At 43.4% G+C, this 24,797-nt stretch carries 21 protein-coding genes; 18 read left to right on the plus strand and 3 right to left on the minus strand.

Annotation, left to right across the window (positions count from 1 at the left end; genetic code table 11):
* Nucleotides 1-29: 29 nt before the first annotated feature.
* From nrdR to T515_RS16460, 5 genes are all read left to right on the plus strand, one after another.
* Nucleotides 30-515: a transcriptional regulator NrdR gene (nrdR, locus tag T515_RS05830; RefSeq protein WP_036608747.1), complete on the plus strand. Its 486-nt coding sequence runs from the start codon at nt 30-32 to the stop codon at nt 513-515.
* The gene (aroD, locus tag T515_RS16455; RefSeq protein ID WP_051671487.1) at nt 502-1,791 is read left to right on the plus strand and encodes a type I 3-dehydroquinate dehydratase; all 1,290 of its coding nucleotides are present in this window, start codon (nt 502-504) and stop codon (nt 1,789-1,791) included. Before nrdR ends, aroD begins: the two co-directional genes overlap by 14 nt.
* 326 nt (nt 1,792-2,117) lie before the next feature.
* Nucleotides 2,118-2,819 (plus strand): C40 family peptidase, encoded by a 702-nt coding sequence (locus T515_RS05840; RefSeq protein ID WP_242839337.1) that lies wholly within the window; start codon nt 2,118-2,120, stop codon nt 2,817-2,819.
* Nucleotides 2,820-2,969: 150 nt separating this feature from the next.
* Complete coding sequence (locus tag T515_RS05845; protein WP_051671489.1) at nt 2,970-3,704, plus strand: hypothetical protein; 735 nt, start codon at nt 2,970-2,972, stop codon at nt 3,702-3,704.
* A gap of 227 nt (nt 3,705-3,931) precedes the next feature.
* The gene (locus tag T515_RS16460) at nt 3,932-7,075 is read left to right on the plus strand and encodes a response regulator (RefSeq protein WP_051671490.1); all 3,144 of its coding nucleotides are present in this window, start codon (nt 3,932-3,934) and stop codon (nt 7,073-7,075) included.
* 44 nt (nt 7,076-7,119) lie between these two features.
* On the opposite strand, the gene T515_RS05855 is transcribed toward T515_RS16460, so the two are convergent.
* Nucleotides 7,120-8,031, minus strand: a complete 912-nt coding sequence (locus tag T515_RS05855; RefSeq protein WP_036608750.1) for a LysR family transcriptional regulator — start codon at nt 8,029-8,031, stop codon at nt 7,120-7,122.
* A gap of 367 nt (nt 8,032-8,398) precedes the next feature.
* On the opposite strand from T515_RS05855, the gene T515_RS05860 reads away from it, so the two are divergent.
* The 7 genes from T515_RS05860 (at nt 8,399) to T515_RS05890 (ending at nt 17,535) form a co-directional block, all read left to right on the plus strand.
* Nucleotides 8,399-9,922, plus strand: a complete 1,524-nt coding sequence (locus T515_RS05860) for a UxaA family hydrolase (RefSeq protein ID WP_036608752.1) — start codon at nt 8,399-8,401, stop codon at nt 9,920-9,922.
* 332 nt (nt 9,923-10,254) lie between these two features.
* A complete protein-coding gene (locus T515_RS05865; RefSeq protein WP_036608754.1) occupies nt 10,255-10,752 on the plus strand; it encodes a tripartite tricarboxylate transporter TctB family protein in 498 nt (165 codons plus the stop codon).
* Between the two features lie 13 nt (nt 10,753-10,765).
* Nucleotides 10,766-12,283, plus strand: a complete 1,518-nt coding sequence (locus tag T515_RS05870) for a tripartite tricarboxylate transporter permease (RefSeq protein ID WP_036608756.1) — start codon at nt 10,766-10,768, stop codon at nt 12,281-12,283.
* Nucleotides 12,284-12,453: 170 nt separating this feature from the next.
* On the plus strand, nt 12,454-13,500 hold the full coding sequence (locus tag T515_RS05875; protein WP_036608758.1) for a tripartite tricarboxylate transporter substrate binding protein: 1,047 nt from the start codon (nt 12,454-12,456) through the stop codon (nt 13,498-13,500).
* 307 nt (nt 13,501-13,807) lie between these two features.
* A complete protein-coding gene (locus tag T515_RS17565) occupies nt 13,808-14,764 on the plus strand; it encodes a hypothetical protein (protein ID WP_197026399.1) in 957 nt (318 codons plus the stop codon).
* Nucleotides 14,765-14,842: 78 nt separating this feature from the next.
* Complete coding sequence (locus T515_RS05885; protein WP_036608762.1) at nt 14,843-16,174, plus strand: enolase C-terminal domain-like protein; 1,332 nt, start codon at nt 14,843-14,845, stop codon at nt 16,172-16,174.
* A gap of 11 nt (nt 16,175-16,185) precedes the next feature.
* Nucleotides 16,186-17,535 carry an enolase C-terminal domain-like protein gene (locus T515_RS05890; RefSeq protein ID WP_036608764.1) on the plus strand — a complete coding sequence of 450 codons (1,350 nt, stop codon included), beginning with the start codon at nt 16,186-16,188 and terminating at the stop codon, nt 17,533-17,535.
* Nucleotides 17,536-17,745: 210 nt separating this feature from the next.
* Here T515_RS05890 and T515_RS05895 read toward each other — a convergent pair whose 3' ends face one another.
* Together T515_RS05895 and T515_RS05900 are read right to left on the minus strand one after the other, a co-directional pair.
* Nucleotides 17,746-18,159: a type II toxin-antitoxin system HicB family antitoxin gene (locus tag T515_RS05895; protein ID WP_036608766.1), complete on the minus strand. Its 414-nt coding sequence runs from the start codon at nt 18,157-18,159 to the stop codon at nt 17,746-17,748.
* A gap of 26 nt (nt 18,160-18,185) precedes the next feature.
* Nucleotides 18,186-18,368 (minus strand): type II toxin-antitoxin system HicA family toxin, encoded by a 183-nt coding sequence (locus T515_RS05900; RefSeq protein ID WP_036608768.1) that lies wholly within the window; start codon nt 18,366-18,368, stop codon nt 18,186-18,188.
* Between the two features lie 483 nt (nt 18,369-18,851).
* Between T515_RS05900 and garR the strand changes: the two genes are divergently transcribed.
* From garR to T515_RS05930, 6 genes are all read left to right on the plus strand, one after another.
* On the plus strand, nt 18,852-19,739 hold the full coding sequence (gene garR / locus T515_RS05905) for a 2-hydroxy-3-oxopropionate reductase (RefSeq protein WP_036608770.1): 888 nt from the start codon (nt 18,852-18,854) through the stop codon (nt 19,737-19,739).
* A 155-nt stretch (nt 19,740-19,894) separates the two neighbouring features.
* The gene (locus T515_RS05910) at nt 19,895-20,794 is read left to right on the plus strand and encodes a dihydrodipicolinate synthase family protein (RefSeq protein WP_036608772.1); all 900 of its coding nucleotides are present in this window, start codon (nt 19,895-19,897) and stop codon (nt 20,792-20,794) included.
* A gap of 15 nt (nt 20,795-20,809) precedes the next feature.
* On the plus strand, nt 20,810-21,034 hold the full coding sequence (locus T515_RS05915) for a hypothetical protein (RefSeq protein WP_036608774.1): 225 nt from the start codon (nt 20,810-20,812) through the stop codon (nt 21,032-21,034).
* A 106-nt stretch (nt 21,035-21,140) separates the two neighbouring features.
* On the plus strand, nt 21,141-22,052 hold the full coding sequence (locus T515_RS05920; RefSeq protein WP_036608776.1) for a LysR family transcriptional regulator: 912 nt from the start codon (nt 21,141-21,143) through the stop codon (nt 22,050-22,052).
* A gap of 248 nt (nt 22,053-22,300) precedes the next feature.
* Nucleotides 22,301-23,623 (plus strand): SLC13 family permease, encoded by a 1,323-nt coding sequence (locus T515_RS05925; protein WP_051671491.1) that lies wholly within the window; start codon nt 22,301-22,303, stop codon nt 23,621-23,623.
* A gap of 114 nt (nt 23,624-23,737) precedes the next feature.
* The gene (locus tag T515_RS05930) at nt 23,738-24,652 is read left to right on the plus strand and encodes an MBL fold metallo-hydrolase (protein ID WP_036608778.1); all 915 of its coding nucleotides are present in this window, start codon (nt 23,738-23,740) and stop codon (nt 24,650-24,652) included.
* The last annotated feature ends 145 nt before the right edge of the window (nt 24,653-24,797 follow it).

A 24,797-nucleotide genomic window follows, 5' to 3' on the forward strand; every position in this document is an offset into this window, starting at 1 on the left:
ATGAAATGCCTGACAGAGGGAGGAAGAATATGAAATGTCCGTTTTGCAATGCAGAAGATACGAGAGTTATCGACTCACGACCGGCAGATGACAATACAGCCATCAGAAGACGCCGTCAGTGTGAAGTCTGCGGTAAAAGATTTACAACCTATGAGAAGCTTGAGACCATGCCTATGATGGTCATCAAAAAGGATCAGAGCCGGGTTCCCTACGACCGGTCCAAGATAGAGGCCGGCATAGTCAGAAGCTGTCACAAGAGACCGGTTTCAACAGCTCAGATAAATCTCGTGGTGGATGAAATAGAAAATGAGATTTTTTCAACAGGAGAGCGTGAAATCACTACATCCGCAATAGGAGAACTGGTCATGGATAAGCTGAAGGCTCTTGATCAGGTAGCTTATGTAAGATTTGCATCTGTTTACAGAGAGTTCAAAGATGTAAATACTTTTGTGGATGAAATAGGAAAGCTGTTAAAAAATCAGAAAACGGAGACGGACACAGATGCCAATGCATAAGGTTAAGGTGATAGTTCCAATTACAGGGGCTGATGAAGACGCGATAATGAAGGAAGCCGCAGCTATAGCTGAGACAGATGCGGACGCAGTGGAGTGGAGATTTGATCTTGCAAAAAAACTCTACGATTTTAAATCATGGAATACAGCAGGCGATGCAGAGCTTTACGGTACCGCAGAGACTATACAGGATATACTAAGGCAGCTTTCGGAACGTCTCAGGGGGAAGGAAATACTGTTCACTATCAGGACCGGCTGTCAGGGCGGTGCTTTTCCGGATATTCAGGAGGTGTATGAGAAGCTTCTGTGTGAAGCTGCGAAGAGCGGATGCATTGACCTTATAGATATAGAGGATACAACTGCGGATTTCAGGATGTCTAAAATCATGGAGATCTCCGGGAAATATAAGGTGAAGACCATAGTGTCCTATCATGATTTTGAAAAGACTCCGGATTTTGAGGATATCCTTTCAAAGTTTGAATCCATAAGGAAGACGGGAGCAGACATAATAAAGACTGCATATATGCCGGTAACTGCAAGTGACGTAGCAAGGGTTCTAAGCGCAACTGCTTACTATAAGGAGCATGAGGGCAGGAACAGCAGTATGATCACCATGTCCATGGGGGACCTTGGGAAGATTAGTCGTGTCAGCGGTGCCGTCTTTGGCTCCGACTATACCTTTGCGGCGGTGGGAGAGACCAGCGCACCGGGCCAGCTGCCTATAAAAACAGCACGCTATATTATGGATGCACTGAGAGGCCATGAAGAACAAAATCTATACCTTATAGGCTTTATGGCTTCTGGAAAGTCTACAGTGGCGGCAAAGCTTAAAGAGCTTACGGGAAAGCCTGTTTTTGAGATGGATCAGTGTATAGTCGATAAGATGGGTATGAGCATAGCGGATATCTTCGACAAATTCGGGGAGGAGAGATTCAGAGAGATAGAGACTGAGACCCTGAAGGGAGTCGGGGATATGAAGGGAGCCATAATTTCAACAGGCGGCGGTGCCCCCATGAGGCCTGAGAACCGGGACATCATGGCTAGAAAGGGAAAGGTAGTGTATCTTTCCGTGAAACCCGAGACAGTTGTTAAAAGACTTTCGGTGAATCAGACAGAGCGTCCACTTCTGGCAGGTCACGTGGATATAGATTATGTAAAGGAACTTCTCGGTAAGAGAGATCCTGTCTATCGTGAAGCGGCGGATGAGGTGATAGAGACTGATGCCATGAGTGCTGAGGAAATAGGCAGGGCGATAGCTGATATGATGACCGGGGCTTAATACCTCAGGAAAGTGAGTCTATTGTGACATTGAACTTCACATAAGGATATGAGGTTAAAAGCAGACAGCAGAACCCTTTAGGTGCATCGAGCAGAATTAAAAAGCGTTATTCAGATGTTTTTTTCATCTGAATAACGCTTTTTTGCTTATTTGAAATTTTCAGAAGCCGAAATAAATCTTATAGATAAGGGTCCTGATTCCGGTTGGGGGAGAAGACATATTTTATTCAGGTAAAGTATGGGAGAATGATCCTTGTCCTGATAATCCGAAGGTACATTCTTATTAGGGAACGGTCGGAAAATTCCGGACCGTTTAGGGTGTATAGAGTGAAAAAAGATAGTAGAAATATGAGAAGATATGGCAGAATAAAACATTTTTCGACCGCTTTTATGTCTGTATTTACCGCTTTGTCTGTTTTTATGGCAACACCTGCTTTTTCGGCAGGCAGATATGGCCTCAGAACAGAGTATGGCAGCAGCGGAAGCAGCGGCAGCACCGGAAGTACAGGGAATCTCAATGAAGGAACGGTGGTTTACGATCCGGAAGAGGTACTGACGAAAGAGCAGGAGGAAGAGGTTCTCAGCACTGCCGAGATAGAAAAGTATGTTAAGGCGAACTATTCTGTTCTTCAGCAGTTTACAAATGAAAGCGAATATACCACAAGATCCCGTCAGGCCTTGATCAGTTATGCCATGCAGTTTATAGGGAATCCCTACGTCTGGGGCGGAACGTCCCTTACAAACGGAGCGGACTGCTCGGGATTCGTACAGGAGATATTCAAGCATTTCGGAATAGTGACGGGAAGAACTTCCAGGGATCAGTATGCTAACTGTCTCTATCTTAAGGGCAGGGAGGTTATGCCCGGAGATCTGGTTTTTTATGCAGATTCAACGGGATATATCAATCATGTGGCCATATATGCCGGAAATTACATGATCATACATGCCGCAAACAAAAAGGCGGGGATCAAGGTGAACCGTTATGATTATAAGCAGCCTTATGCCTATGGAAGATTTATCGCAAATTAAGGTCGGGAAATTCAGCTGAAATTATTGCTGTATCATGTTTTGACAGTTATAAAAAGTGAATAATGGTCGATATACTTGTAAGAAGGTAGAACGTATAGCTCTATCTTTGCGTAGTTATATGATGATAATTGTGATAGAGAGGAGACAAGGATGGCACTCGAAATTAACAATTTGACAAGTAAGATCATTAAAACAAGCGACAACCTGAAGAAGACTGAAGGGACAGGGAAGTCCGCGTCAGATTCAAAGGCGACCACAGCAGCGGATGTTTCAAAAGAAGCAGCGGAATTAAACATATCCGTTGATTCCTTTGTACATTCGAAGAGTTCGGAAGAAGGGACAGGAGATGGCTCTGCCGGTTCACAGAAAAAGGACAGTTCCCTTCTTGATGTATCAAAGGCCGACAGATTCGGTGTAACAAAGCTCAGTGAAGCAGACCGTTCGGCACTGGTATCCCAGCTCAAAGATGAGCAGGAATCCATACAGCAGCAGTTTTTACAGAAGATGACTACAGGTACCTTTGGCGAGCAGTTCCGTCAATGGAGTGCAGCCAATTCCCATCTGACCCAGGATGGTGACGGAATCTGGAAGTTCATTGCAAGCGGAAACTATACAGTGGATGCGGAGACAAAGGCTGCCGCCCAGGAAGCTATCTCTGAGGGAGGATATTACAGTATTGAAAATACTTCTCAGAGAATATTTGATTTTGTAGCTGCTATGGCAGGAGATAATGTTGAACTCATGCAGAAGCTTCAGTCATCGGTTATGGATGGATACAATGAAGCCACAAAGGCATGGGGTGGAGATCTTCCTGAGATTTGTTCAAAGACACTGGATGCAACCAATAAGCTCTTCGATGATTATTATAAGGAGCATGGTGCATAAGACACGGTCTTTCATAGCATTAATAGGACGTTAGGAGCTTATTCAAGTTTCTACTATACTTTTGCAAGCAGGGAGCCGAGAGGGGGAATCGGGCTCTCTGCATTGTATGTGGAGTGCAAAGCCTGAGACATCACCGTATCTCATAAAACGAAAAAACAAAAAGATCCAAAAAACGAAAGTCTAAATACCCAAAAAGCAGATTAATAGCATAAAAACAGAGGAAATACATGATTCAGAAGACCTTCATCATTCATGACGAAAGTGAAACATTTGAATTACTGGCGAGCGTGACATTGTATTCATGGTATCAGAAAGCAAAGACAACTCTTGCTTTTTTGAGCTGCTCAAATGTTCAGCATATACAGATGCAGCAGGTTGTGAGAGTGCTGAAAAGCGCTTATCCCGCGATAAAGATTATCGCAGGTTCTCAGGCTGTCAATGATGGAGCCCACGGCAGGTGCACTGTCAGGATCAGTTTCATATATTTTGATGAGTCGGATGTGGATACTGTTGTGTTCGACTATAACAAGCTGAGTAAAGAGGCAGTGATTGAGAATGCCAAGGATTTCCTGAGTAAGCAGATTGATCTGAGAGGTGTATGCCTTCTGAGTATAGGTGATAATCTGGAGATCGGTAGATTTATAGAGGAAGTTTCGGATGAATTTCCCGATGTTCCGTTTTTCGGATGCATCACAGGCGAACCTAAGGGATCGGAACTACCCGATGATCAGACAGGAGTGATCATGGCAGATTCCATGACTGATCGCGGTATCGTCATGGCAGCGATGTCTGGAAAAAATCTTCATATCATGGTGAATCAGCAGATTCCGTGGAAGGCTGTGGGAAGAGAACTGACAGCAAGTGTTAAAAAGAAAGAAACAGGCAATTATTCTTCGGAAGTCTGCCTTTCGCAGCTTGACGGAAAGCCCGCTGTTGATATATATACCCATTATCTTGGAGTGGAGTTCAATGAATTCTTTCTTCAAAATGTCATAGAGTTTCCGTTTATCAGGAAGTGCTACGGTTCAAGTGATGTAGTTTACATCCCCATGGATGTATCAAAGGAGGGCTCCCTGTACTTTAACAACGAGATCAGGGAGGGTGATAAGCTGAGACTCGGATACGGTAATCCGGAGGATTTCCTTTCCATGGCAGATTCCGGAAGCCAGTTCATAGATCTTTTCGGAGCAGAATCGGTTCTGCTGTTTGTTTGCTTTACCCATCCGATGATTCTGAAAAAGGATACTGCTGAGGAGATAAAGTACTATCTACGTAATTGCGTGAGCCTGAATTTCTTTTATTCACTTGGAGAGATATACAGATTTGATCATACAGGCGGAGTACAAAGCGGAAGTCTGACGGCAGTTGCCATGCGGGAAGGTGAAAAAAATGAGGAGGTTAGAAATGATCTCTTCAAAATGAAAAGTACTTCCGAAAAAAAGGATCTCATACCGCTGAATGAACGTCTGATAAACTTCCTGGAAGTCACAACCAGTGAATACGATGAAATGGCCCATATAGCAGAACAGGCAAACAAGGCCAAGTCGGATTTTCTGTCAAATATGTCCCATGAGATACGTACCCCTATAAATGCGGTTCTGGGAATGGATGAGATCATCCTCAGAGATACGAAGGAGGCAAAGACCAGGAAGTATGCAGAAAACATACAGAATGCCGGCAATATTCTTCTGTCACTTGTAAACGATATTCTTGATTTTTCAAAGATAGAAGCAGGAAAGATGAGCATCATACCTGTTGAGTATGACGTAAGATCTACTCTTAATGATCTTCTCAACATGGTAAAGAAGCGTGCCAGTGATAAGGGTCTGGAGTTCAGGGTTCAGATGGATCCGAGAATCCCTTGTATTATGCGGGGTGATGTTATACGACTCAAGCAGATCATCCTGAATATAGTCAACAATGCCATAAAATACACAAATTACGGTTCCATCATGCTCAAAGGAATCATGAAGGATTACGATCAGGAAAAGGGAACCGCCGATATAAGAATCAATATCATCGATTCGGGAATAGGAATCAAAAGGGAAGATATACCACGTCTTTTCAAAGCATTTGACCGTATCGAGGAGGACAGAAACCGGGCAATAGAAGGAACGGGACTGGGGATGAACATTACCCAGAGACTCCTGGAGGCTATGGACAGCCGTTTGGAAGTAGACAGTATATACGGTGTAGGTTCAAATTTCGGATTTACTTTGAAACAGGAAGTTACGGATTGGAGTCCTGTTGGTAATTTCGCCTTTTTCCTGAGTGTGAACAGTAAGCAGAATGAAGTTTACATTCCTGATTTTGAAGCTCCGGAAGCGAGAATTCTGATAGTTGATGATGCCCCCATGAACCTGCAGGTAGTGGAGGGACTTCTGGAGGGCACAAAGATGCAGATGGATACAGCCATAAGCGGTGAGGATTGTCTGAGCTGGGTGCAGGAAAATCAATATGACCTGATACTTCTTGACTACCGTATGCCGAATATGGACGGAATAGAAACTCTGCATGCCTTACGAAAACTTGGAGGTTGGAGAGAGAAAGTACCGGTTATCTGTCTTACTGCCAATGCCCTTACCGGAGCTAGAGAGCAGTACCTGAATGCCGGTTTTGACGATTATGTTACAAAACCCATCAAGCCTCAGGTTCTGGAAAAAACCATATTGCTTTATCTTCCGGAGGAGATGGTCACTATGAAGACTGTACCGGATAATACAGAGCGGGATATCAAGCTGCCTGAAAGCATAGTGGTGGATAACAAGGGTAATGTATCTGAGCCGCCGGTTCCTCTGGAGCTTTATCTCAATGAAGAGCTGGATATTTATCACGCCTTTGAAGCCTGCGGAGGTCCTCAGAGATTCTTTGTGAATCTTAAGGAATTCAATAAGTATCTTTTAAAGTCTGAGGAGGAAATAAGAGGGCTGTACAATGAAAAAGACATCAAAGGCTTCACCATCAAGGTACATGCATTGAAGAGTTCTTCCGGTTTGGTGGGATTTATGAGACTCAGCAGACTTTGCGGAATATTGGAAAAGGACGGAGATGCAGAAGATGTCAGGGATATCGATGAAAAGGTACAGGAGCTTTTTGAACTCATAAATAAAGTGTACTTAAGCATCAAAGATGTGGATTTCAGTAAGATAAGAGGGGATCAGAAACAGGGAGGAGCTGCAGGAGGAATTGATAAAGCCTACGAAGTCATAAGAGAAGCGGTAGAGAATTATGACTATGATAAGCTGACTTCGGTTCTTGAATCTGTTCAGGGATATGCTCTTCCGGAGCACCACAAGGCTAAAATCGGAAGACTCAGTCAGGCGGCAGATGAACTTGACTGGATGCTTCTTCAGGAAATACTTGATGAGTAAATAAAAAATAAGGGCACGGATCTATGAAAATAAATCCGCTGCCCTTATTTTTCGTCCTGCCAGTAGCTGTTGGCGAGCTTGATAAAGTCCTTGGCAGCTTTGCTGAGGTAGGCATTTCTGGGATAGGTTACGCACACCTTCCAGGTTGGGCGAAAGGGGAGCCGTAAGAAGCGTATGCCCTCAGGTTTCTGCTTTACATAGTGATACGGCAGGAGACCACAGGCCAGCTTTGCTCTTATCATGGAAAGGATAGTGATGTTGCTGGAAGTCTCAAAAAGAACCGTTGGAGTGAAGCCGGCGTCTCTGAAAATCTGATCCACAGTCTTACGAATGGTGGATTCCTTGTACATCATTACAAAAGGCTCATATTGTAAGGCTGAAAGAGGCATGGTAGGGTACTTGTCATCGGTTTTCAGATATTCCGGACTTATGGGGTACTCTTCCGGAATTGCGATGTAGATCTCTTCCTTGTACAAGTCTATATATTCATCATTGGTCTTCTGTGAATCTGTCAGTGTTATAAAACCTATGTCAAGTTCCCCTTTATGCACGGCTTCCTGCTGCTGCTTTACACTGAGCTCTCTTGGCTCAACAGTGAACTCCGGATACATATTGTGGAAGATGGGATATACATAGGAGAACATATCGTAACCTCTTCCCGGAGTCATGCCAACAGAAAGATAGCCGTTATGCTTGTTCACCATATCAGCGATGATGGTGTAGGTCTTTTGCTTTATACGAAGCATCTCCCTGGCGTTTTCCAGATATACCTGTCCCTCGGGAGTAGGAGCCCATGCTGCTTTGTTGCGGACGAAAAGAGGAGTCCCAACTTCCTTTTCCAGTTTCTGAAGCTGCTGGGAAAGGGCTGACTGGGTTATGAACAGCTTTTCGGCAGCCTTGGTAATGGAGCCTTCATCCGCTATTTTAATGATGTATTCAATCAGTTTGGTATCCATATATTCCTCTGATAAAACAAAGTGTAAAAGAATGACTTATTAGTTTTATAAAAGCTTTCCTGAGGGGCCGAAAAGAAACAATCAATGTTAGCAAAACTTATAGAAGATTCACTTTTATTAATTTTACTTAACCAGGCAGCACAATTATACTCATTTTACACAGAACAAATAGTTTTGTAAATGTTGATACATCATCATAACAGGTTATCATTGAAAACCAATTACAGGTATTGCTGTTGATATCAGGAAGATTTTGGTAAGAATATATACCACATACCTTAAACAAGGCTGAAAGATAAGGTATTAAGTGATAGCCCGAAAAGGACAGAAAAAACGGCTGGAAAATCAGAGGCAGAGGGAGGCTTATATGGCTGAAAGATTGTGTATTCGGATAACAGACAGAGATAATGTTGCGATAGCTATCCGTGATGTTCAAAAAGGAACAGAAGTGATGCCCGGCATAGTAACGGCAGAGGATATACCACAGGCACACAAGATAGCATTGAAAGAATTAAAGAAGGGGGCTGAGGTCCTGAGATACGGTGTTGTTTTAGGCACAGTTTCCGAGGATATCCCCGTAGGTGGCTGGATAAACGAAAAGAACCTCATCATGGCTCCGGCACCGGATCTTGACAGTATGGAGTTCGCAACCAATATCCGCACAGATCTCCCTAAGCCCAGGAGAACCACCTGGATGGGATATAGAAATCCGAATGGCTTTTATGCAGGTACAAGAAACATTCTCGGTATCAACACAACAGTGCAGTGTGTTGCCGGAGTTCTTAATGTTGCCATCAGAAAAATAAAGGAAGAGATACTTCCGAAGTATCCCAATGTTGACGACGTTGTTGCCATTAACCATCCCTATGGCTGCGGCGTTGCCATAGATGCCCCGGATGCATATATTCCCCAGAAGATCATCAGAAACATCGCCATGCATCCCAATTTCGGAGGTGTGTTTATGCTGGTGTCCCTGGGCTGTGAAAAGTTCACGGTGGACCGCTTCTGTGAGTGGTGGCCTGAGCTTAACAATGAGGACAATGTCATCGTCCTGCAGAATCACAAGGGTTATCAGGCTATGATGGACGCTATAATCGAAATGGCTGAGAGGAAACTCAAGATACTCAATGAGAGAAGACGAGAGGAGCTGCCTTTGTCCGATCTTCTGGTTGGTATGCAGTGCGGAGGATCAGATGCATTTTCCGGAATCACCGCAAATCCCACAGCGGGCTATGCCGCTGACCTTCTGGTGTCCGGGGGCGGTACAGCCATGTTCTCGGAAGTTACAGAGGTAAGGGACGGAGTGCAGTTCATCGCCCACAGATGCATAGATGAGACCGTAGGCAAGCGCCTTGTTGAAGAAATGAAATGGTATGACAATTACCTGAAGGCAGGGGGTGTGGACCGCGGTGCCAATACAACTCCCGGAAACAAGAAGGGGGGACTTTCCAATATTATAGAGAAGTCCATGGGCTCCATTGCAAAGTCCGGCTCATCCCCTATAGTTGAGGTCCTTTCACCCGGTGACCGCCCCACAAAGCACGGGGAGATCTTTGCGGCAACTCCTGCTTCCGATCTCGTCTGCGGTCCTTCACAGCTGGCTTCCGGTATGGGCCTTGAGGTGTTCATGACAGGAAGAGGAACGCCTTACGGCCTTGCGGCTGCTCCTGTTATCAAGCTCTGTTCCAGAAACGAAATGAAGGAGCAGTGGTCGGATATCATTGATTTCAATGCCGGCCCCGCAGCTGTCGGTGACAAGACCATAGCCGAGCAGGGAGAGGAGCTTTTTGACTTCATCCTTGATGTGGCTTCAGGTATAAAGAAGCCTTTTACGGAGCAGTATGGCTTTGCCAACGACCTTTGCATTTTCAATCCGGCACCTATAACCTGATTTAAGACCCTTTGTGTCCTGCTGTTTATACGGGATGCAGAGGGTTTTTCTTATGATAAATACCTGACATTATTTTTTCTAATGTAAGCATTAGCATAACTAACAGTAAAACTTATGAATGACAGAGTAATGATAAGATTTGCTAATGTAAGCATAAGATTTACGAGTTTTACAACGGATTTTGTGTAAGTTATCCTAATACCGTCAAAGAAAAAGACAATATTCAGTGACTTCCACGAAATTGAATAAGATCAGAATCTGGTCTTATGAAATGATAAATCACTGCCGAAGGGCAGGACCTCCGGGAGACCGGAAAGAAAGGGGGAACTTAAATGTTCTTTAGAAAATATGGCGACTTTGTTGTCGGCATCTTTTACGCAGTTCTGGGTGCAGCTCTTATCATAGGGTCCAGGGCACTTCCAAAATCGAAGGTCATGGAAATCGGTCCGGATTTCATGCCTACTCTGATCGGAACCATCATCCTTATTCTGGCAGGCATACTCCTGGTTGAGACAGCAACACGGTTTAAGAGCCAGTCAGCTGAACTTGAGTCATCAGGTTTCAAGGATACCTCGGACTACAAGAGAGTTCTGGGAAGTCTTGCGGCAGCCACGGTTTATGTAAATATCTTAAAGCCTGTGGGATTTATCATCAGCACACTGGTATATCTTCTGGTTCAGATTTACATACTGGCTCCGGATCAGAGCAGAACAAAAAAGGACGTCGTTACTTATCTCATCATAGATGTGGTTTTCACAGTAGTTGTTTATCTGCTTTTCCGTTACGGATTCAAGATAGTGCTTCCGGCGGGAATCTTCGCAATACAGTAAGGAGGGGAAACAAATGAATGCATTGGCACAATTAGGAGCTGCGGTGGTTTCCGTCTGTCAGCCCGTTTCCCTGCTCTTTATGGTGGCAGGTGTTGCAATCGGTATCGTCTTCGGATCAATCCCCGGACTATCCGCTTCCATGGCAGTAGCCCTGATGCTTCCGCTGACATTCACCATGGATTCATCCCTTGGAATGAATGTTCTGGTAGCCGTTTATATCGGAGGTATCTCCGGCGGACTTATCTCAGCGATACTTCTCAATATGCCGGGAACCGCTTCTTCAATAGCAACCACCTTTGACGGGTACCCAATGGCTCAGAAGGGAGAGGCCATGAGAGCCCTGGGAATCGGAATAGTTTTTTCCTTCCTGGGATCACTTTTCTCATTCTTCGTTCTTTCATTCTTTGCACCTATGCTTGCGGATGTGGCACTTAAGTTTACACCTGTTGAGAACTTCGGTATCTGCTTCTTCGCACTTACCATGGTGGCCATCCTTTCCTCCGGAAACATGGTGAAGGGTCTTCTGGCCGGACTATTCGGACTGGTTTTCTGTTTCGTAGGTATGGCACCTATCGACGGTACACCGAGATTCACCTTCGGAAATCAGGATCTTCTGGCAGGATTCAACCAGCTTACAACTCTTATCGGAATCTTCGCTGTTGCAGATATCCTCATATCAGCTGAGGAGATGAATCTGAAGGGGGTTCAGACCATTCCCGTGACCAAGGTAAAGGGCTTCGGCTTCTCCATGAAGGAATTTGTTTCATGGCTTCCGGGGGCAGTAAGATCAGCCATCATCGGAACCGGAATAGGTATCCTTCCGGGAATCGGTGGTTCCACATCAGGAATGCTTTCCTACGTAACAGCAAAGAATATGAGCAAGCATCCCGAAACCTTCGGACAGGGTGATCCGGAAGGAATCGTGGCAACAGAGTGTGCCAACAATGCTACCATCGGCGGAGCAATGATTCCTCTTCTGGTTCTAGGTATCCCGGGTGACGGTGTTACAGCCATGATGCTCGGTGGTTTCCTCATTCACGGTCTCTCAGCAGGTCCCCTTCTTTTCGTTAAGAACGCAGATGTGGTTTACGGAATATTCGCAGCATGTATGGTATGTGACCTCATAATGCTCCTGGTGGAATGGACATGTATCAAGGCATTTGTACAGGTACTTAAGGTTCCGAAGCATATACTCATGCCTCTTATCCTTGTACTTTGCGCAGTAGGCGCTTACGCAACAAACAACAGAGTTTTCGATGTACAGTCCATCATCGTATTTGGTGTGGTCGGTTACGTATATCACAAGTTCAGACTTCCCACCACTCCATTCGTACTCTGCTTCCTGGTAGGTTCCATGACAGAGACCTACTTAAGAAGAGGAATCATGAGCTACAAGAGTTTCGGAGCCTTCTTCACACATCCTATCTTCGACTTCTTCTGGTTTGTGGCCTGCGGAGTTCTGATATGGTCAGTTTATAAGGAAGTTATGACAGGAAAAAAGAAAAAGCTTGAGGCAAAGGCTGCCGCTTAACCAAAGGTAATTAAAGAAACGGCAAAGCCGGTTTCTGATCTGAACACATATGTTTTTCTCCGAAGGAAGCCTGTGGGCTATGAAGTCCATAATGAGTGATTTCTTTATTGAAGGGTGTTTGAAAAGAAATCACAGCTTCCCCAGGGGAGAGTAAATAAAAGGAGAAAAAAATGAAAAAGAGAATCTTATCAGCAGTACTTGCAGGAGGAATGGTACTTGGACTTGCAGCATGCGGTTCCTCAAACACAGCATCAACAACAGCCGCAGCAAAGGAAACAGCTCAACAGGCAGCTGAGACAAAGGCAGCTGAAGGCGGCGCTTCATCTGATGCTTCAGGATGGACACCATCAGGACCTATCTCACTGGTGCTTCCTGCAGGCGCAGGCGGAGATACAGACCTTTCAGCAAGAATCTTTGCCCAGTACGCAAAGGAGCTTACAGGAGCTGATTTCGTAGTTGTCAATGCTTCCGGCGCTTCAGGATCTGTTGCAGCAAACCAGGTCCTTTCAGCAGCAAACGATGGTCTAACAGTTCTTTACGGACATAACCTCGTAAACGTTGCCAATGTTGCGGGAATCACTGATTACGATTACACAGCATTCACACTGGGACCGACATTTGCAAAGAACGATGCCCAGGGTCTCTATGTAAACCCTGAGAAGTACAAGAGCCTTTCGGAGTTCATAGAGGCAGCAAAAGCAAATCCGGGACAGCTTAAGGCCTGCACAGAGGTTGGTGCTTACACATACTATGAGTTCCTTAAGTTCGAGCAGGTTGCCGGAATTGATCTTGATCTTGTAGACGTCGGATCAAACTCAGACAAGGTTACAGCCATGCTTTCCGGTCAGGTTGACATGATGCCGGGCGCATTTGTAAATACAAAGGATTACATCGATGCAGGACAGTTCCTCTGCGTAGGTATCCCGACTGCCGAGAAGTCATCTCTTATGCCGGATGTTCCTACACTTAAGGAGCAGGGCGTAGACCTGGTATATCCTGACTGCGACTATTCCTTCTACTTCCCGGCAGGAACTTCGGAGGCAGTTATCAAGTGGTTTGAGGAAACAACAAAGGCTGTTACAGAAAATGAGAAGTGCCAGGAGGATCTCAAGAACATGCAGATCAATCCTTACTACCTCTCAGCTGCTGACTCTGTAGAGAATGACAAGAACTATCTTGAGATCTTCAAGGAAGTTGCTGCTTCTGTAGAGAACTGAGAAAGCTTAAACAGCTAAGAATCAATAATACGATATCAGTGCCATAAGTCTTCTTCCACCTGTACTTGCACAAAAGTGGGAGATGTACTTTATGACACGCCCCGATATCGACTTTTGACACTTACGTCATATATCGGACACTATATCCTGATTTTTTATCCCGGGCCCGGCTTATCCGGGCCCATCCAAAAGAGTTCAGGATGATGCAAAGATACTCTTTACATGATCCCGAATCCTGTTGAAGATAGTGTCAGTTGCCTTTGTGGAAACTAAGGCCGGGGACACTATAAAAAGAGAGGTAAAAAAATTGGATACCAAAAAGACAGTTAAGGATCATATCAGTGATCTGAAAAAGGAAAACAAAAGAGTTCATATCATTGCATATTTTATGATGGCGGTACTTGTGGGAGTACTGATCGTGTCTCTCAGGAGACAGTTCTATCTGACCTTCGGGTTACTTATCATTGCGCTTATGATTCAGTTTTTTGTGTTTCGTAAGGCACAGAAAAAATACATAAAGCACTGTGAGGATGTAAACATTGCCCTGACCCTGAAAGAACCTTTGAATGCTTCCGAAATACAGGAAAAGGGAACATATATTACTGAAGAGACCCTTAAAAAGGCTCATATCATACCCTTTGTACCGAAGACCTTTAACGGATTCAAGGCCATAAAAGGCGAGAGAAAGGGAATAGAGGTCTCAGCCACAGATATTTCCGTTGTAGAAAGAAAAAACGATAAGGGAATAGCTGCGGAGGTAAATACAGGAAACTGGATTCATATCGTGCTTCCTGAAGGGACGGGCAAGAAGCTCTGTATAGTGGAAGATGATCTCATGAGGAATTCAGCAAGAACAGATTTTTTCTCAAAAGATTCATACAGAGAATATGATCTTCCCGAGGGCTTTCCCAAAAGATTCCATATTTATGAAAGCAGTGAAACAAAGAGCAGTGAAGCAAAGAGCAGTGAAACAAAGAGCAGTGAAACAAAGAGCAGTGAAGCAAAGAGCAGTGAAACAGAGAACAATGAAACAGTGAGCGAAAAGAAGCTCAGTGAGAGCTTTCTCGCTAAATTAAAGTCACTTTCTGATTACACTCCGGGAAAGCTTGGAGTATGTATCAGTGATGATACCGTAGATGTCTTCATAAAAAACAGATTTCTTGCAGCCGGTTTTACAGCCGGACAGGAGGTGGATGAAAGAACTCTCCTCCGTGATCCTTATCCTGAACTTATGCATGTTCTCGATATGGTTGAATTCCTTTGAGTATAAGACAGCATATGTCGACGGTGCTGTTTTATCAGATATAAAAGTTTAGCACCTATAGAAAAGGAGAATATAAAAATGATACCTGTAATTTCAAAGATGGAAGTATACCCTGTAGCCGGACATGATTGTATGGAGCTCAATCTTTCAGGAGCCCACGCACCTTATTTCACAAGAAATATCGTTATCCTTACAGATTCAAACGGAGTAGAGGGTGTCGGAGAAGTTCCGGGAGGACAGAAGATCACTAATGCTTTAGAGGCAGTCAAGGATCTGGTTATAGGAACAAAGATCTCTGATTACAAGAACACACTTAACAAGGTAAGAGCATGGCTTGATGCAAATATCAAGGATGATGTAAGAGGTCTTCAGACCTTTGACTTACGTACAGGTGTACATGTGGTTACTGCCATCGAGGCACCTCTTCTTGATCTTATGGGCAAGTTCTTGGAGGTTCCGGCAGCTTCCCTTATGGGTGACGGATTACAGAGATCATCCGTAAGATTCCTCTCATACCTTTTCTATGTGGGTGACAGAAAGAAGACAGATCTTCCCTATGAGGAAGAGCCTGATTCAGATTGCGACTGGTACAGATTACGTCATGAGGAAGCTATGGATCCCGAGCATATCGTAGCTCTTGCAAAGGCAACCCATGAGAAGTACGGATTTGAGGATTTCAAGCTTAAGGGCGGAGTTCTTCAGCCTGATGAGGAAGTTAAGGCTGTTACAGCAATTAAGGAAGCTTTCCCGGACGCAAGGGTGGACCTTGATCCAAACGGATGCTGGAGCCTTGCAGAAGCTGTCCGTGTTGCACCTGCTTTAAAGAAGGTTCTTGCTTATGTTGAGGACCCTTGTGGTGCTGAGAACGGTTTCTCAGGCCGTGAGATCATGGCTGAGTTCAAGCAGGAGACCGGAATGCCTACAGCTACCAACATGATCGACACAGACTGGAGACAGATGAGACATTGCATCCAGCTTAAGAGTGTAGACATTCCTCTTGCAGACCCTCATTTCTGGACTATGGAAGGCTCTGTCCGTGTAGGCCAGCTCTGCAATGAGTTCGGTCTTATGTGGGGCTGCCATTCAAACAACCACTTTGATATCTCCCTTGCGATGGTTGCGCAGTGCGCTGCAGCTGTTCCGGGCAAGCTTAACGGTATCGATACACACTGGATCTGGCAGGAAGGCAGAGAGCGTCTCACAAAGAATCCTATGCAGATCGTCGGCGGATGCATAAATGACATCGACAAGACTGTAGGTCTCGGTGTTGAAGTTGACCGTGAGCAGATTATGAAGGCTAACAAGCTTTACATCGACAATTGCCTCGGTGCACGCGATGATTCAATCGGAATGCAGTATCTGATCCCCGGATGGAAGTTTGATAACAAGCGTCCGTGTATGGTCCGCTAAGGGGTATAAATATGACAGATACACCTATTATTACAAAAATGGAGGTCATCCCTGTTGCGGGATACGACAGCATGATGATGACCTTGTCGGGATGTCACGCGCCTTGCTTCACCAGAAATCTGGTAGTACTTTCGGATAATGCCGGTCATCAGGGAATCGGCGAGATACACGGCGGTGATTATACCTGTGAATGTTTAAATGCCGTGCGTCCTCTCGTAGAGGGACAGCCCGTATCAAAATATCGTCAGATTCTTCAGAAGATACATAAGATGGCAAATCCATCTTCCGATGATGACGGCGAGGGCATACAGACCCTTGATATCTCAAAGCTTAAGTTCGTTGTGAAGAGCGAGTGGGCCATAGAATGTGCCATGCTTGATCTTATGGGACAGTTCCTCGGTGTTCCCATGTGCGATCTTTTAGGCGAAGGTCAGCAGCGTAAGGAAGTTGAGATGCTGGGATATCTTTTCTATGTTTCCGATAAGAAAAAGGTTCCGGCAGGAGATATGCAGTATCTTGATGAGAGTGACAGCTTTGATCCATGGTTCCGTTTAAGAAGAGAGGAGATACTTACTCCGGAGAGGATAGTTGAAGAGGCAGAGGCGCTTTTTGATAAATACGGTTTTAAAAATTTCAAGCTCAAGGGCGGAGTACTTGCGGGTTCAGATGAAATGGAAGCCTGCAGAGCATTAAAGAAGCGTTTCCCGGAGGCCCGCATTAACATTGATCCAAACGGTGCCTGGAGTCTTAATGAGGCTATAGAGCTTTGCAGGGATATGCACAATGTGATCACATACATGGAGGATCCCTGCGGACCTGAGGCAGGATATTCAAGCCGTGAGATCATGCGTGAGTTCAAGAATGCAACCCAGTTCCAGGTGGCAACCAACATGATTGCAACAGACTGGAGACAGTTCTATCATACCGTGAGTCTCAATGCCTGCGACATCATACTTGCGGATCCACATTTCTGGGGCTTTGACGGTGCTATCCGTATGTCGCAGCTCCTTGATTCATGGGGACTTACATGGGGTGTTCACTCCAACAATCATTTTGATATAACTCTTGCGGCCTTTGCTCAGGTTGGCGCCGCAGCTGTAGGTACTCCTGCACCTCTTGATACCCACTGGATCTGGCAGGACGGACAAAATCTGCTTTACGATACTCCAAAGATCGTTGGAGGAAAGCTACAGGTTCCGGATGCTCCCGGCCTTGGTGTCCATCTCAATATGGAAAGAGTTATGGAAGCCAATAAGCTTTACAACAGTCTTCCGAGCCATGACAGGGATGATGCGAAGTCAATGCAGTATCTGATCCCTGGGTGGAAGTATGATCATAAGAAGCCTTGTCTTGTGAGGTGAATTTAGACTTTCTAAGGCGGACGAAAATATCTTGAATTGATAAAAGCCGTCAATAATAATGATGTGAGTTTCAAAAAAAATTTGCCACACATTCATATGAAATGTGATTAATCATAATTATACAAAGCGAAAAGGATGCACAATGCTTCAACATTGGCATCCTTTTTTGCAGGACAACAGGAATTGCTGCTCCGGATTTACAATCGTGAATTACCCCTTAGCTCTAGTCTGGCTTTCAGCCTGTTTGAGTAGAGCATCCTGAAGTACTCTTGAAAAATTGATATTATTTTTTTCGCCGTATGTATTGAGCCACGCAGGAATAGTGATATTTTTTCTCACGGTTTTTGTACTGTATTTCTCGGCATATGCATCCATATCAAGGGATATAACGCTTTTGAAACAATTGGATTCTGTAATCCGGACATCAAAGAATGGTGTGGCAGCAGGTATGTTATTTCCTTCTTCCAGTTCGCCTAAAATCCAACCGCTGGCGGCATCTACAGCCATATCTATAGCTTCAGCAAGGTTTGATCCCTCTGTGATACAACCGGGGAGATCAGGTACTGTTACAGTATAGCTTCCGTCATCATTAGGATCAAATATTGCTGTATATACAAGTTTCATTTGTGTACCTCCTGATAAGGCGATCTTTATTTAAGACCTGCTTGTTTAAGAATAGTGTTTGCTGTTTTAATATTGATATCACCGGAATGTATAGGAAGTGTAATTTTCCCTGACTTTGTGGGGTGCTTGAATTGTTTATGAGACCCTACTTGAGAGACAGGAATCCAACCATCAGACTTAAGTATACGTTCAAGTTCTCGTGCTGTCATAGCTATTCTCCTATTATATTATTATGCGTATTATACACATGATAGTCAATTGCGTTAAAAAAATATCCTCAAATAACTTTATACTGTCATCTTAGGTAGGTGAACTATCAGTTGTGATACTTATAATACATAAGGAATCAGGGACTCGGTTATCAGTTGATAAAGTACAGACTGATAACCGAATCCCTATATTTTTTGTTGAATTTAAATCGAAAGTATTTGAAACGAGATCAAGCTGATCTGAAATAATTTGAAATATATCTGTAATTAAATGATCCATTTGACGAAAAGCACAGAATATATATTTTTTTTGGCTATTTTACGTGTTGTGGCAAAATCGTCAATTTAATATCATGACCATACAAGGTCTATAGAAATAAGGAAACAAAATTGTTTCCAAATATATGGATTTAATGTATGGATGTAAGCATTGATCCGTAATGTAAGATTAAGTATCAACAAATGAAAGTGAGGATTTAAAAAATGAAGGTTGGTTTTCTCGGACTTGGAATCATGGGTCGCCCGATGGCGAAGAATCTTTTAAAGGCAGGTCATGAGCTTATGGTTTATGATTTCAATCAGGAGGCGGTAAATGATGTGGTTTCCTGTGGTGCAAAGGCAGGTACCTGCGGAAAGGATCTTGCAGAGTTCGCAGATGTTGTCATCACCATGGTTCCAAATTCACCACATGTTAGAGCTGCTGTATTCAATGAGAAGGGCCTTGCAGAGGGATTCAGAAAGGGCGAGTCAGTACTCATCGACATGTCATCCATCGACCCGGTTGAGTCAAAGAAGATTTCTGCTGATCTTGAGAAGCTTGGCGTAGATATGCTGGATGCTCCTGTATCAGGCGGAGAGCCAAAGGCTATCGACGGAACACTTTCCGTAATGGTAGGCGGCAAGAAGGAGACATTTGACAAGTACTATGACATGCTCATGGTTATGGCAGGTTCAGTAGTATATGTCGGACCTATCGGTTCCGGAAATGTTGCAAAGCTTGCGAACCAGATGGTTGTGGCCGCAAATATTGGCATAGTTGCAGAAGCTCTTACATTTGCAAAGAAGGCAGGAACAGATCCTGAACTCGTATATCAGGCTATCCGCGGCGGACTTGCAGGATCAACAGTTATGGATGCAAAGGCGCCTATGATGCTTTCGGGCAACTACAAGCCGGGCTTCAGAATCGATCTTCACATCAAGGATCTCACCAATGCTCTTAACGCAGCACATGCTATCAACATGCCGGTTCCTATGACAGCCCAGATGATGGAAGTTATGCAGGAGCTTAAGAACCATGATGAGGGATCATGCGATCACGACGATATCGTAAGATACTATGAGAGAATCTCAGGAACATCAATCGTTAAGTAATTCTCTATAAACTAAATACCCGGTCCCGTGCGATTCCCCTTAGTTTACGCATCCTGGGCCGGGTTTCGTTATATAAGTAAAGTATCAGGCGGCTGTACAGGCTGCAGATATACTTACAAAGCATAAGCCATATTATCTAGTGAAAGGTGAAAATTATGAATACAGATTTTATAAAGGGCGTTGTAGTTCCCATTATTACTGTGATCGATAAGGAAGAAAAGATCGATGAAGCCGGAATGCGCAGACAGGTTGACTATGTTATAAATGGTGGACTGCATGGAATTCTCGCCTTTGGTTCAAACGGTGAGTTCTACCAGCTTGAAGAATCGGAGATGGAGAGAGGCCTGAAGATCATGGTTGATCAGGCAGCAGGCAGAGTTCCTGTATACTTTGGTATCGGAGCTATCAATACAAAGAAGTGTATCCGTCTTGCAAAGATGGCAGTTGCAAATGGCGCTGCATGTGTATCTATCCTTCAGCCTATGTTCTTAAAGCCTACTCACGATGAGCTTTTCAATCATTTCAAGGCTATCGCAGAGGCTATTCCCGAGACACCGGTGCTTCTTTACAATAACCCCGGCCGTGTTGGCTACGGTATGACAGCTGATTTCGTAACAGAGATCGCACATGCAGTTCCTAACATCGTTGGTATGAAGGATACTTCAGGAGATATCACTCTTACAGAAGAGTGCATTCGCAGAAACCGCGATGTTAACTTCAAGGTATTTGGAGGCAAGGATACACTTCTTTTTGCTTCTATGTGTGTAGGGGCAGTAGGCGGTGTATGTACAGCAGGAAACTTCATGCCTGAGCTTATAGGTGATGTTTATAACAAGTACGTTGCAGGCGATTTCGAGGGATCCCGTGAGGCACAGTTTAAGCTTAATCCTGTGCGTCTCGCCATGGACAAGGCATCTTTTCCTGTAGCGGCAAAGGATATGGCAAACATCCGTGGTGAGAATGTGGGAGATCCTTATCTTCCGTCACTGCCAACCACAAATGAAGCAACACTTGAGTACTTCAGAAAGGTCATGAAGGAAGCAGGGCTCATCTGATGATGGGAGGCAGTTATGAAACATGAAGTCACACTTGGAAATGGAGTAAAAGTACCGGAGATACTGCTTTCCTGGAACATAAGAAACGGACATACCATCGCGATCCCCAGAAGCTCGAAGCCTGATCACACATTAACTAACGTTCATGCAGACGGCATTGAACTGACAGAAGAGGAGCTTCAGCTTATAGACAAGGCATATCCCGCACCAACAAGCAAGGAATATCTGGATGTACAGTGATGATAAATCATTACTCAAGTGAGCGTAATCATTAATTTTTGAGTATACTTATGTATAAATAGTATTAGCTTGAAAGGTGAATATGCTAACGAAAGGATTTTAATCAATGAACATAAGGGATATTATATATATTACGTCTATTGCAGAAGCAGGCAGTATTGGAAAAGCAGCTGAGAAACTTTTTGTTGCGCAGCCATCGCTTAGCAAGTGTGTAAAAAAAGTAGAGAAGGAATATGATATTTCGTTGTTCAAGCGTGTTAAGGGAGTATCAGTCAAGTTGACAAAAGAAGGAGAACTTTTTTTGGAAATGGCGAGAGATATAGTAATTTCTCATTCTAGGTTTGAAAAACAACTAAGAAGGCTTAAACAACAGAGAGATACGTTGGTTTTGGGATTGACATATCAGAGAACAGTAAACTTGGCGGGAACCATTTTAGAAAAATTCTACAGAGAAAATCCGCAACAGATATTACAAATTCAAACCAGAGACACTCAAAGTTTGAAATATGGATTGTTGGATCAATCTTTGGATGCAGTAATCCTTGCAACATTAGATAAAGAGAATGATATGCATTATGAGCCTCTGCAAGACATTTGTGTTGGAGTCAGACTACGTACAGGGAGTCCACTGGCTAAAAAAGCTTGTTTTGTGGATGGGATAGAATACCCTGTATTGCGTCTTGAAGATCTCAAGAATGAAACATTCACGGTTAATGCACCTGGTAGTTCCAGCAGAAATATAGTTGAAAGTATGCTAAAGCAGAATGAGGTGTCTTTGGAAATAATGGATGTTACAAACAGTCAAAGCAGAGCTGCTATGGTTAAGTCCGGGATAGCCAGTACTTTTGTTCCTGTAGAAAAGAATGGTTGGAATAGTTCTGACAAGAAAGAGAATCTCTATTTGATACATCCGGAACAAAATATAAATTATCAAGTATACTTGACATGTTTAAATGAATTTTACAATACAGCGTCATATATACGTCTCATTAATGTGGTAAAGGCCATTTTTATGTAGTAGACTCCAGATGACATGAAAAGCTCGCTACAAAGTAGCGAGCTTTTTTGGTGCAAAAAAATGTATACAATCAGGTGCAAACTCATGCCAAATAGCTATGAGTTTCACGTTATGTGATATTGGACACATTGAGGTACGACCAATTAGAATAATCTCATCAAAGGTACCAAAAATAATATTTAAAGACAGTCTTGACTTGTGCAAATACCTGCATGCGATTAAAAAAAGAAAAAGGGGAACATGTAATAATGACTATTCAAATGATACTATGTCTGGCGGTTTTGATATTTATGATGTCGGGCTATGTGTTTGGAAAAAAATTCAAAATATCCAACGGCGCAGTTGCTATGATGGCAATTCTTATGATTGATATAACTGGTATATTGCCGGCAAAAACTATAGTGTCGGATATTCTCACGTCTAATTCGATTCAAATCATATGTATGTTTATTATAGCCGCAGGTTTTAGCAGAACTCAGGCTGTAAAGAAAGTAACTCAACTTGTATATAAAGTAAGTGGTGGTAGATTTACTGTCATGCTTGCGGGATATTCGATTTTGACATTTGCGCTTGTCAACCTTGGACTTCTTCCTACAACGGCATTTGCTATCGTTGGACCATTGGCAGTATGTTGTTGTGATGATTTTAATGTAAGTCCTTCTAAGATGATTTTTCCGCTTGCACTTGTAGATATCGCTGGATGCGGAGTAGTACCGCTCAGTGTTGCTGCAACTACCTATGCATCGCAAAATGCCTATCTTGAAAGTTACGGTTATACAGATTACGCAATGACTTTACTTGACCCCATGAAGGGGCGGCTTCCTATAGCACTGATGATAATGATCTATGCTATCTTTTTTGCACCTAAATTATGTCCAGATCAGCCTTCGGCGGAGATCAATATTGGTGCAGCAGATGCAAAGAAAAAGAATAAGGAAGAGCTTCCGCCACTTAATCCGGTAAGGGAAGCCTTGGGATATATTATTTTTGCGGTTGTTACACTTTGTCTCATTTTCCAAAGTCAGCTGGGCGATATAAAAGCCTGGGAAATAGCATTTGCAGGCGCTTCGATAGTCATGTTTACCGGTGTTCTTACACCTAAGGAGGGTATCAAAGCAATTCCTATGCGTATCATCCTGATGTTGGCTGCAGCGGGTGTTGTTGGAGGCGCTATGGTGGAATGTGGCCTTGGCGAAGTTATAGGTGATGTCCTTGCCGCTTTAGTTGGAAACACAAGAAATGGTTATATAATTGGCGGAATGTTTTTCTTTATACCATTCATAATGACTCAATTTATGAACAATACCAGTGTAGGTCAGATTTTTACGCCTATCGTGATTCTAACATGTCAGTCATTGAATTGTAATCCTGTGGGACCTTTGCTTCTTCTTTTTTGCGCAAGACAGAGTGCATTCTGGACACCTGCTTCAACCGGAACTATAGCTCTTGCTGTAGGACTTGGAGGTTATGATCAGAAAGATCTCATTAAGATGAGTTGGATTCCAAGTCTTATCATCGGAATAATTGGTGTATTGTGGATCATGACTATATTTCCGGCTTACACAGCTTGAATTTGAATACGGAAAATGAAGATAAGAATTAGGTCATTCAACCGACTTATAGATAGAATTATTTGCCAAAAATGTAAAATACATATGCTTAAAGAGAAATGAAAGGGATTATAAATGAGTGAAGATTATAAAACAGAGATAATATCCTGCGCTTTAAAGATTAGATGGATATCTGTTCAATGCTACGAGATAGTGCTGCCTAATGGAAAAGTTATTGTAACAGATCCATTCTATCTGGATGCATCAAAATATGATGGGATAACTGATCTTAGCAAAAGTCAAAAAATGGAAAGGGATATTTATTCACAGACTGGTTTTTCTGTTGATGATTTTACAGGTGCCGATTATATTATCTTGAATCATGTTCATGGAGATCATTGTAATCTTGTTGGTGAACTTTGGAATAAGTTTTACGGCAGAGTGCTGTGTCCGGCAGGATGCTGTGAAGAACTGGCGAGAACATTTGATATACCATATGGGACAATATATCCTTTGTATCCCAGCAATACTTATTATTTCGATGATTTTACATTAAAAACTTATCCGGGAGCCCACGATAACAGATCTTTCAGAGAAGGTAGGTTCCGCAGGCCGAGTGATCCGGGTAACCTTACAGGAGGGCTTGAGGGATTTGGTGTTCCATGTCCGACTCGACTTGGAGCACTGGGGTCAATCTTTAACATGAATTTTATGATTGAAACCCATGAGAATTTCAAAATAGATTTTTCTGCAGGACGTGACTATGAGGAACATGTAAAGCATATGACTGAGGAAAAGCCAAATCTTATGCTTCGCCACAGAATCAGAAGCTATAGCCCTGAATATTGTGCTCAGCAGATCTTAGATATGGGGGCGCAGTTGATGATGCCGTTACATCACAATAATGCAAGAGCTTCCAGAGAAGATCTCAATGAATACTTTAGTAAGGTGAATGAAATTCTTTCAAGTAAAGGGAGCCCTTCCAGAGCCTTTAATCCTGAACCATATCGCTGGTATAGTGTAAATCTTTCGATAGTAGCTAACGATTAGTATACCCCCTTCCCCCCTTAAGGGTATATTTAGCTGAATAAGGAGATTGAGAAAAACTTATAAAGAAATCAGTATTTCTAATCTGACTAAGAGCATGGTACTCTGTACCGTGCTCATTTTTGTGCTAAAATACAAAAATGAAACA

It is taken from the genome of Oribacterium sp. P6A1, from assembly GCF_000702885.1.
Lineage (GTDB): Bacteria > Bacillota > Clostridia > Lachnospirales > Lachnospiraceae > Oribacterium.

Coding starts and splice junctions, on each gene's coding strand:
- T515_RS05900 (WP_036608768.1), bottom strand. CDS start 18,368: ATGACAGCACGAGAACTTGAACGTATACTTAAGTCTGATGGTTGGATT.
- T515_RS05930 (WP_036608778.1), top strand. CDS start 23,738: ATGAGTGAAGATTATAAAACAGAGATAATATCCTGCGCTTTAAAGATT.
- T515_RS05855 (WP_036608750.1), bottom strand. CDS start 8,031: ATGGATACCAAACTGATTGAATACATCATTAAAATAGCGGATGAAGGC.
- T515_RS05895 (WP_036608766.1), bottom strand. CDS start 18,159: ATGAAACTTGTATATACAGCAATATTTGATCCTAATGATGACGGAAGC.
- aroD (WP_051671487.1), top strand. CDS start 502: ATGCCAATGCATAAGGTTAAGGTGATAGTTCCAATTACAGGGGCTGAT.
- T515_RS05915 (WP_036608774.1), top strand. CDS start 20,810: ATGAAACATGAAGTCACACTTGGAAATGGAGTAAAAGTACCGGAGATA.
- T515_RS05925 (WP_051671491.1), top strand. CDS start 22,301: ATGACTATTCAAATGATACTATGTCTGGCGGTTTTGATATTTATGATG.
- T515_RS05860 (WP_036608752.1), top strand. CDS start 8,399: ATGGCTGAAAGATTGTGTATTCGGATAACAGACAGAGATAATGTTGCG.
- T515_RS05920 (WP_036608776.1), top strand. CDS start 21,141: ATGAACATAAGGGATATTATATATATTACGTCTATTGCAGAAGCAGGC.
- garR (WP_036608770.1), top strand. CDS start 18,852: ATGAAGGTTGGTTTTCTCGGACTTGGAATCATGGGTCGCCCGATGGCG.
- T515_RS05875 (WP_036608758.1), top strand. CDS start 12,454: ATGAAAAAGAGAATCTTATCAGCAGTACTTGCAGGAGGAATGGTACTT.
- nrdR (WP_036608747.1), top strand. CDS start 30: ATGAAATGTCCGTTTTGCAATGCAGAAGATACGAGAGTTATCGACTCA.
- T515_RS05885 (WP_036608762.1), top strand. CDS start 14,843: ATGATACCTGTAATTTCAAAGATGGAAGTATACCCTGTAGCCGGACAT.
- T515_RS05870 (WP_036608756.1), top strand. CDS start 10,766: ATGAATGCATTGGCACAATTAGGAGCTGCGGTGGTTTCCGTCTGTCAG.
- T515_RS05865 (WP_036608754.1), top strand. CDS start 10,255: ATGTTCTTTAGAAAATATGGCGACTTTGTTGTCGGCATCTTTTACGCA.
- T515_RS05890 (WP_036608764.1), top strand. CDS start 16,186: ATGACAGATACACCTATTATTACAAAAATGGAGGTCATCCCTGTTGCG.
- T515_RS16460 (WP_051671490.1), top strand. CDS start 3,932: ATGATTCAGAAGACCTTCATCATTCATGACGAAAGTGAAACATTTGAA.
- T515_RS05910 (WP_036608772.1), top strand. CDS start 19,895: ATGAATACAGATTTTATAAAGGGCGTTGTAGTTCCCATTATTACTGTG.
- T515_RS05845 (WP_051671489.1), top strand. CDS start 2,970: ATGGCACTCGAAATTAACAATTTGACAAGTAAGATCATTAAAACAAGC.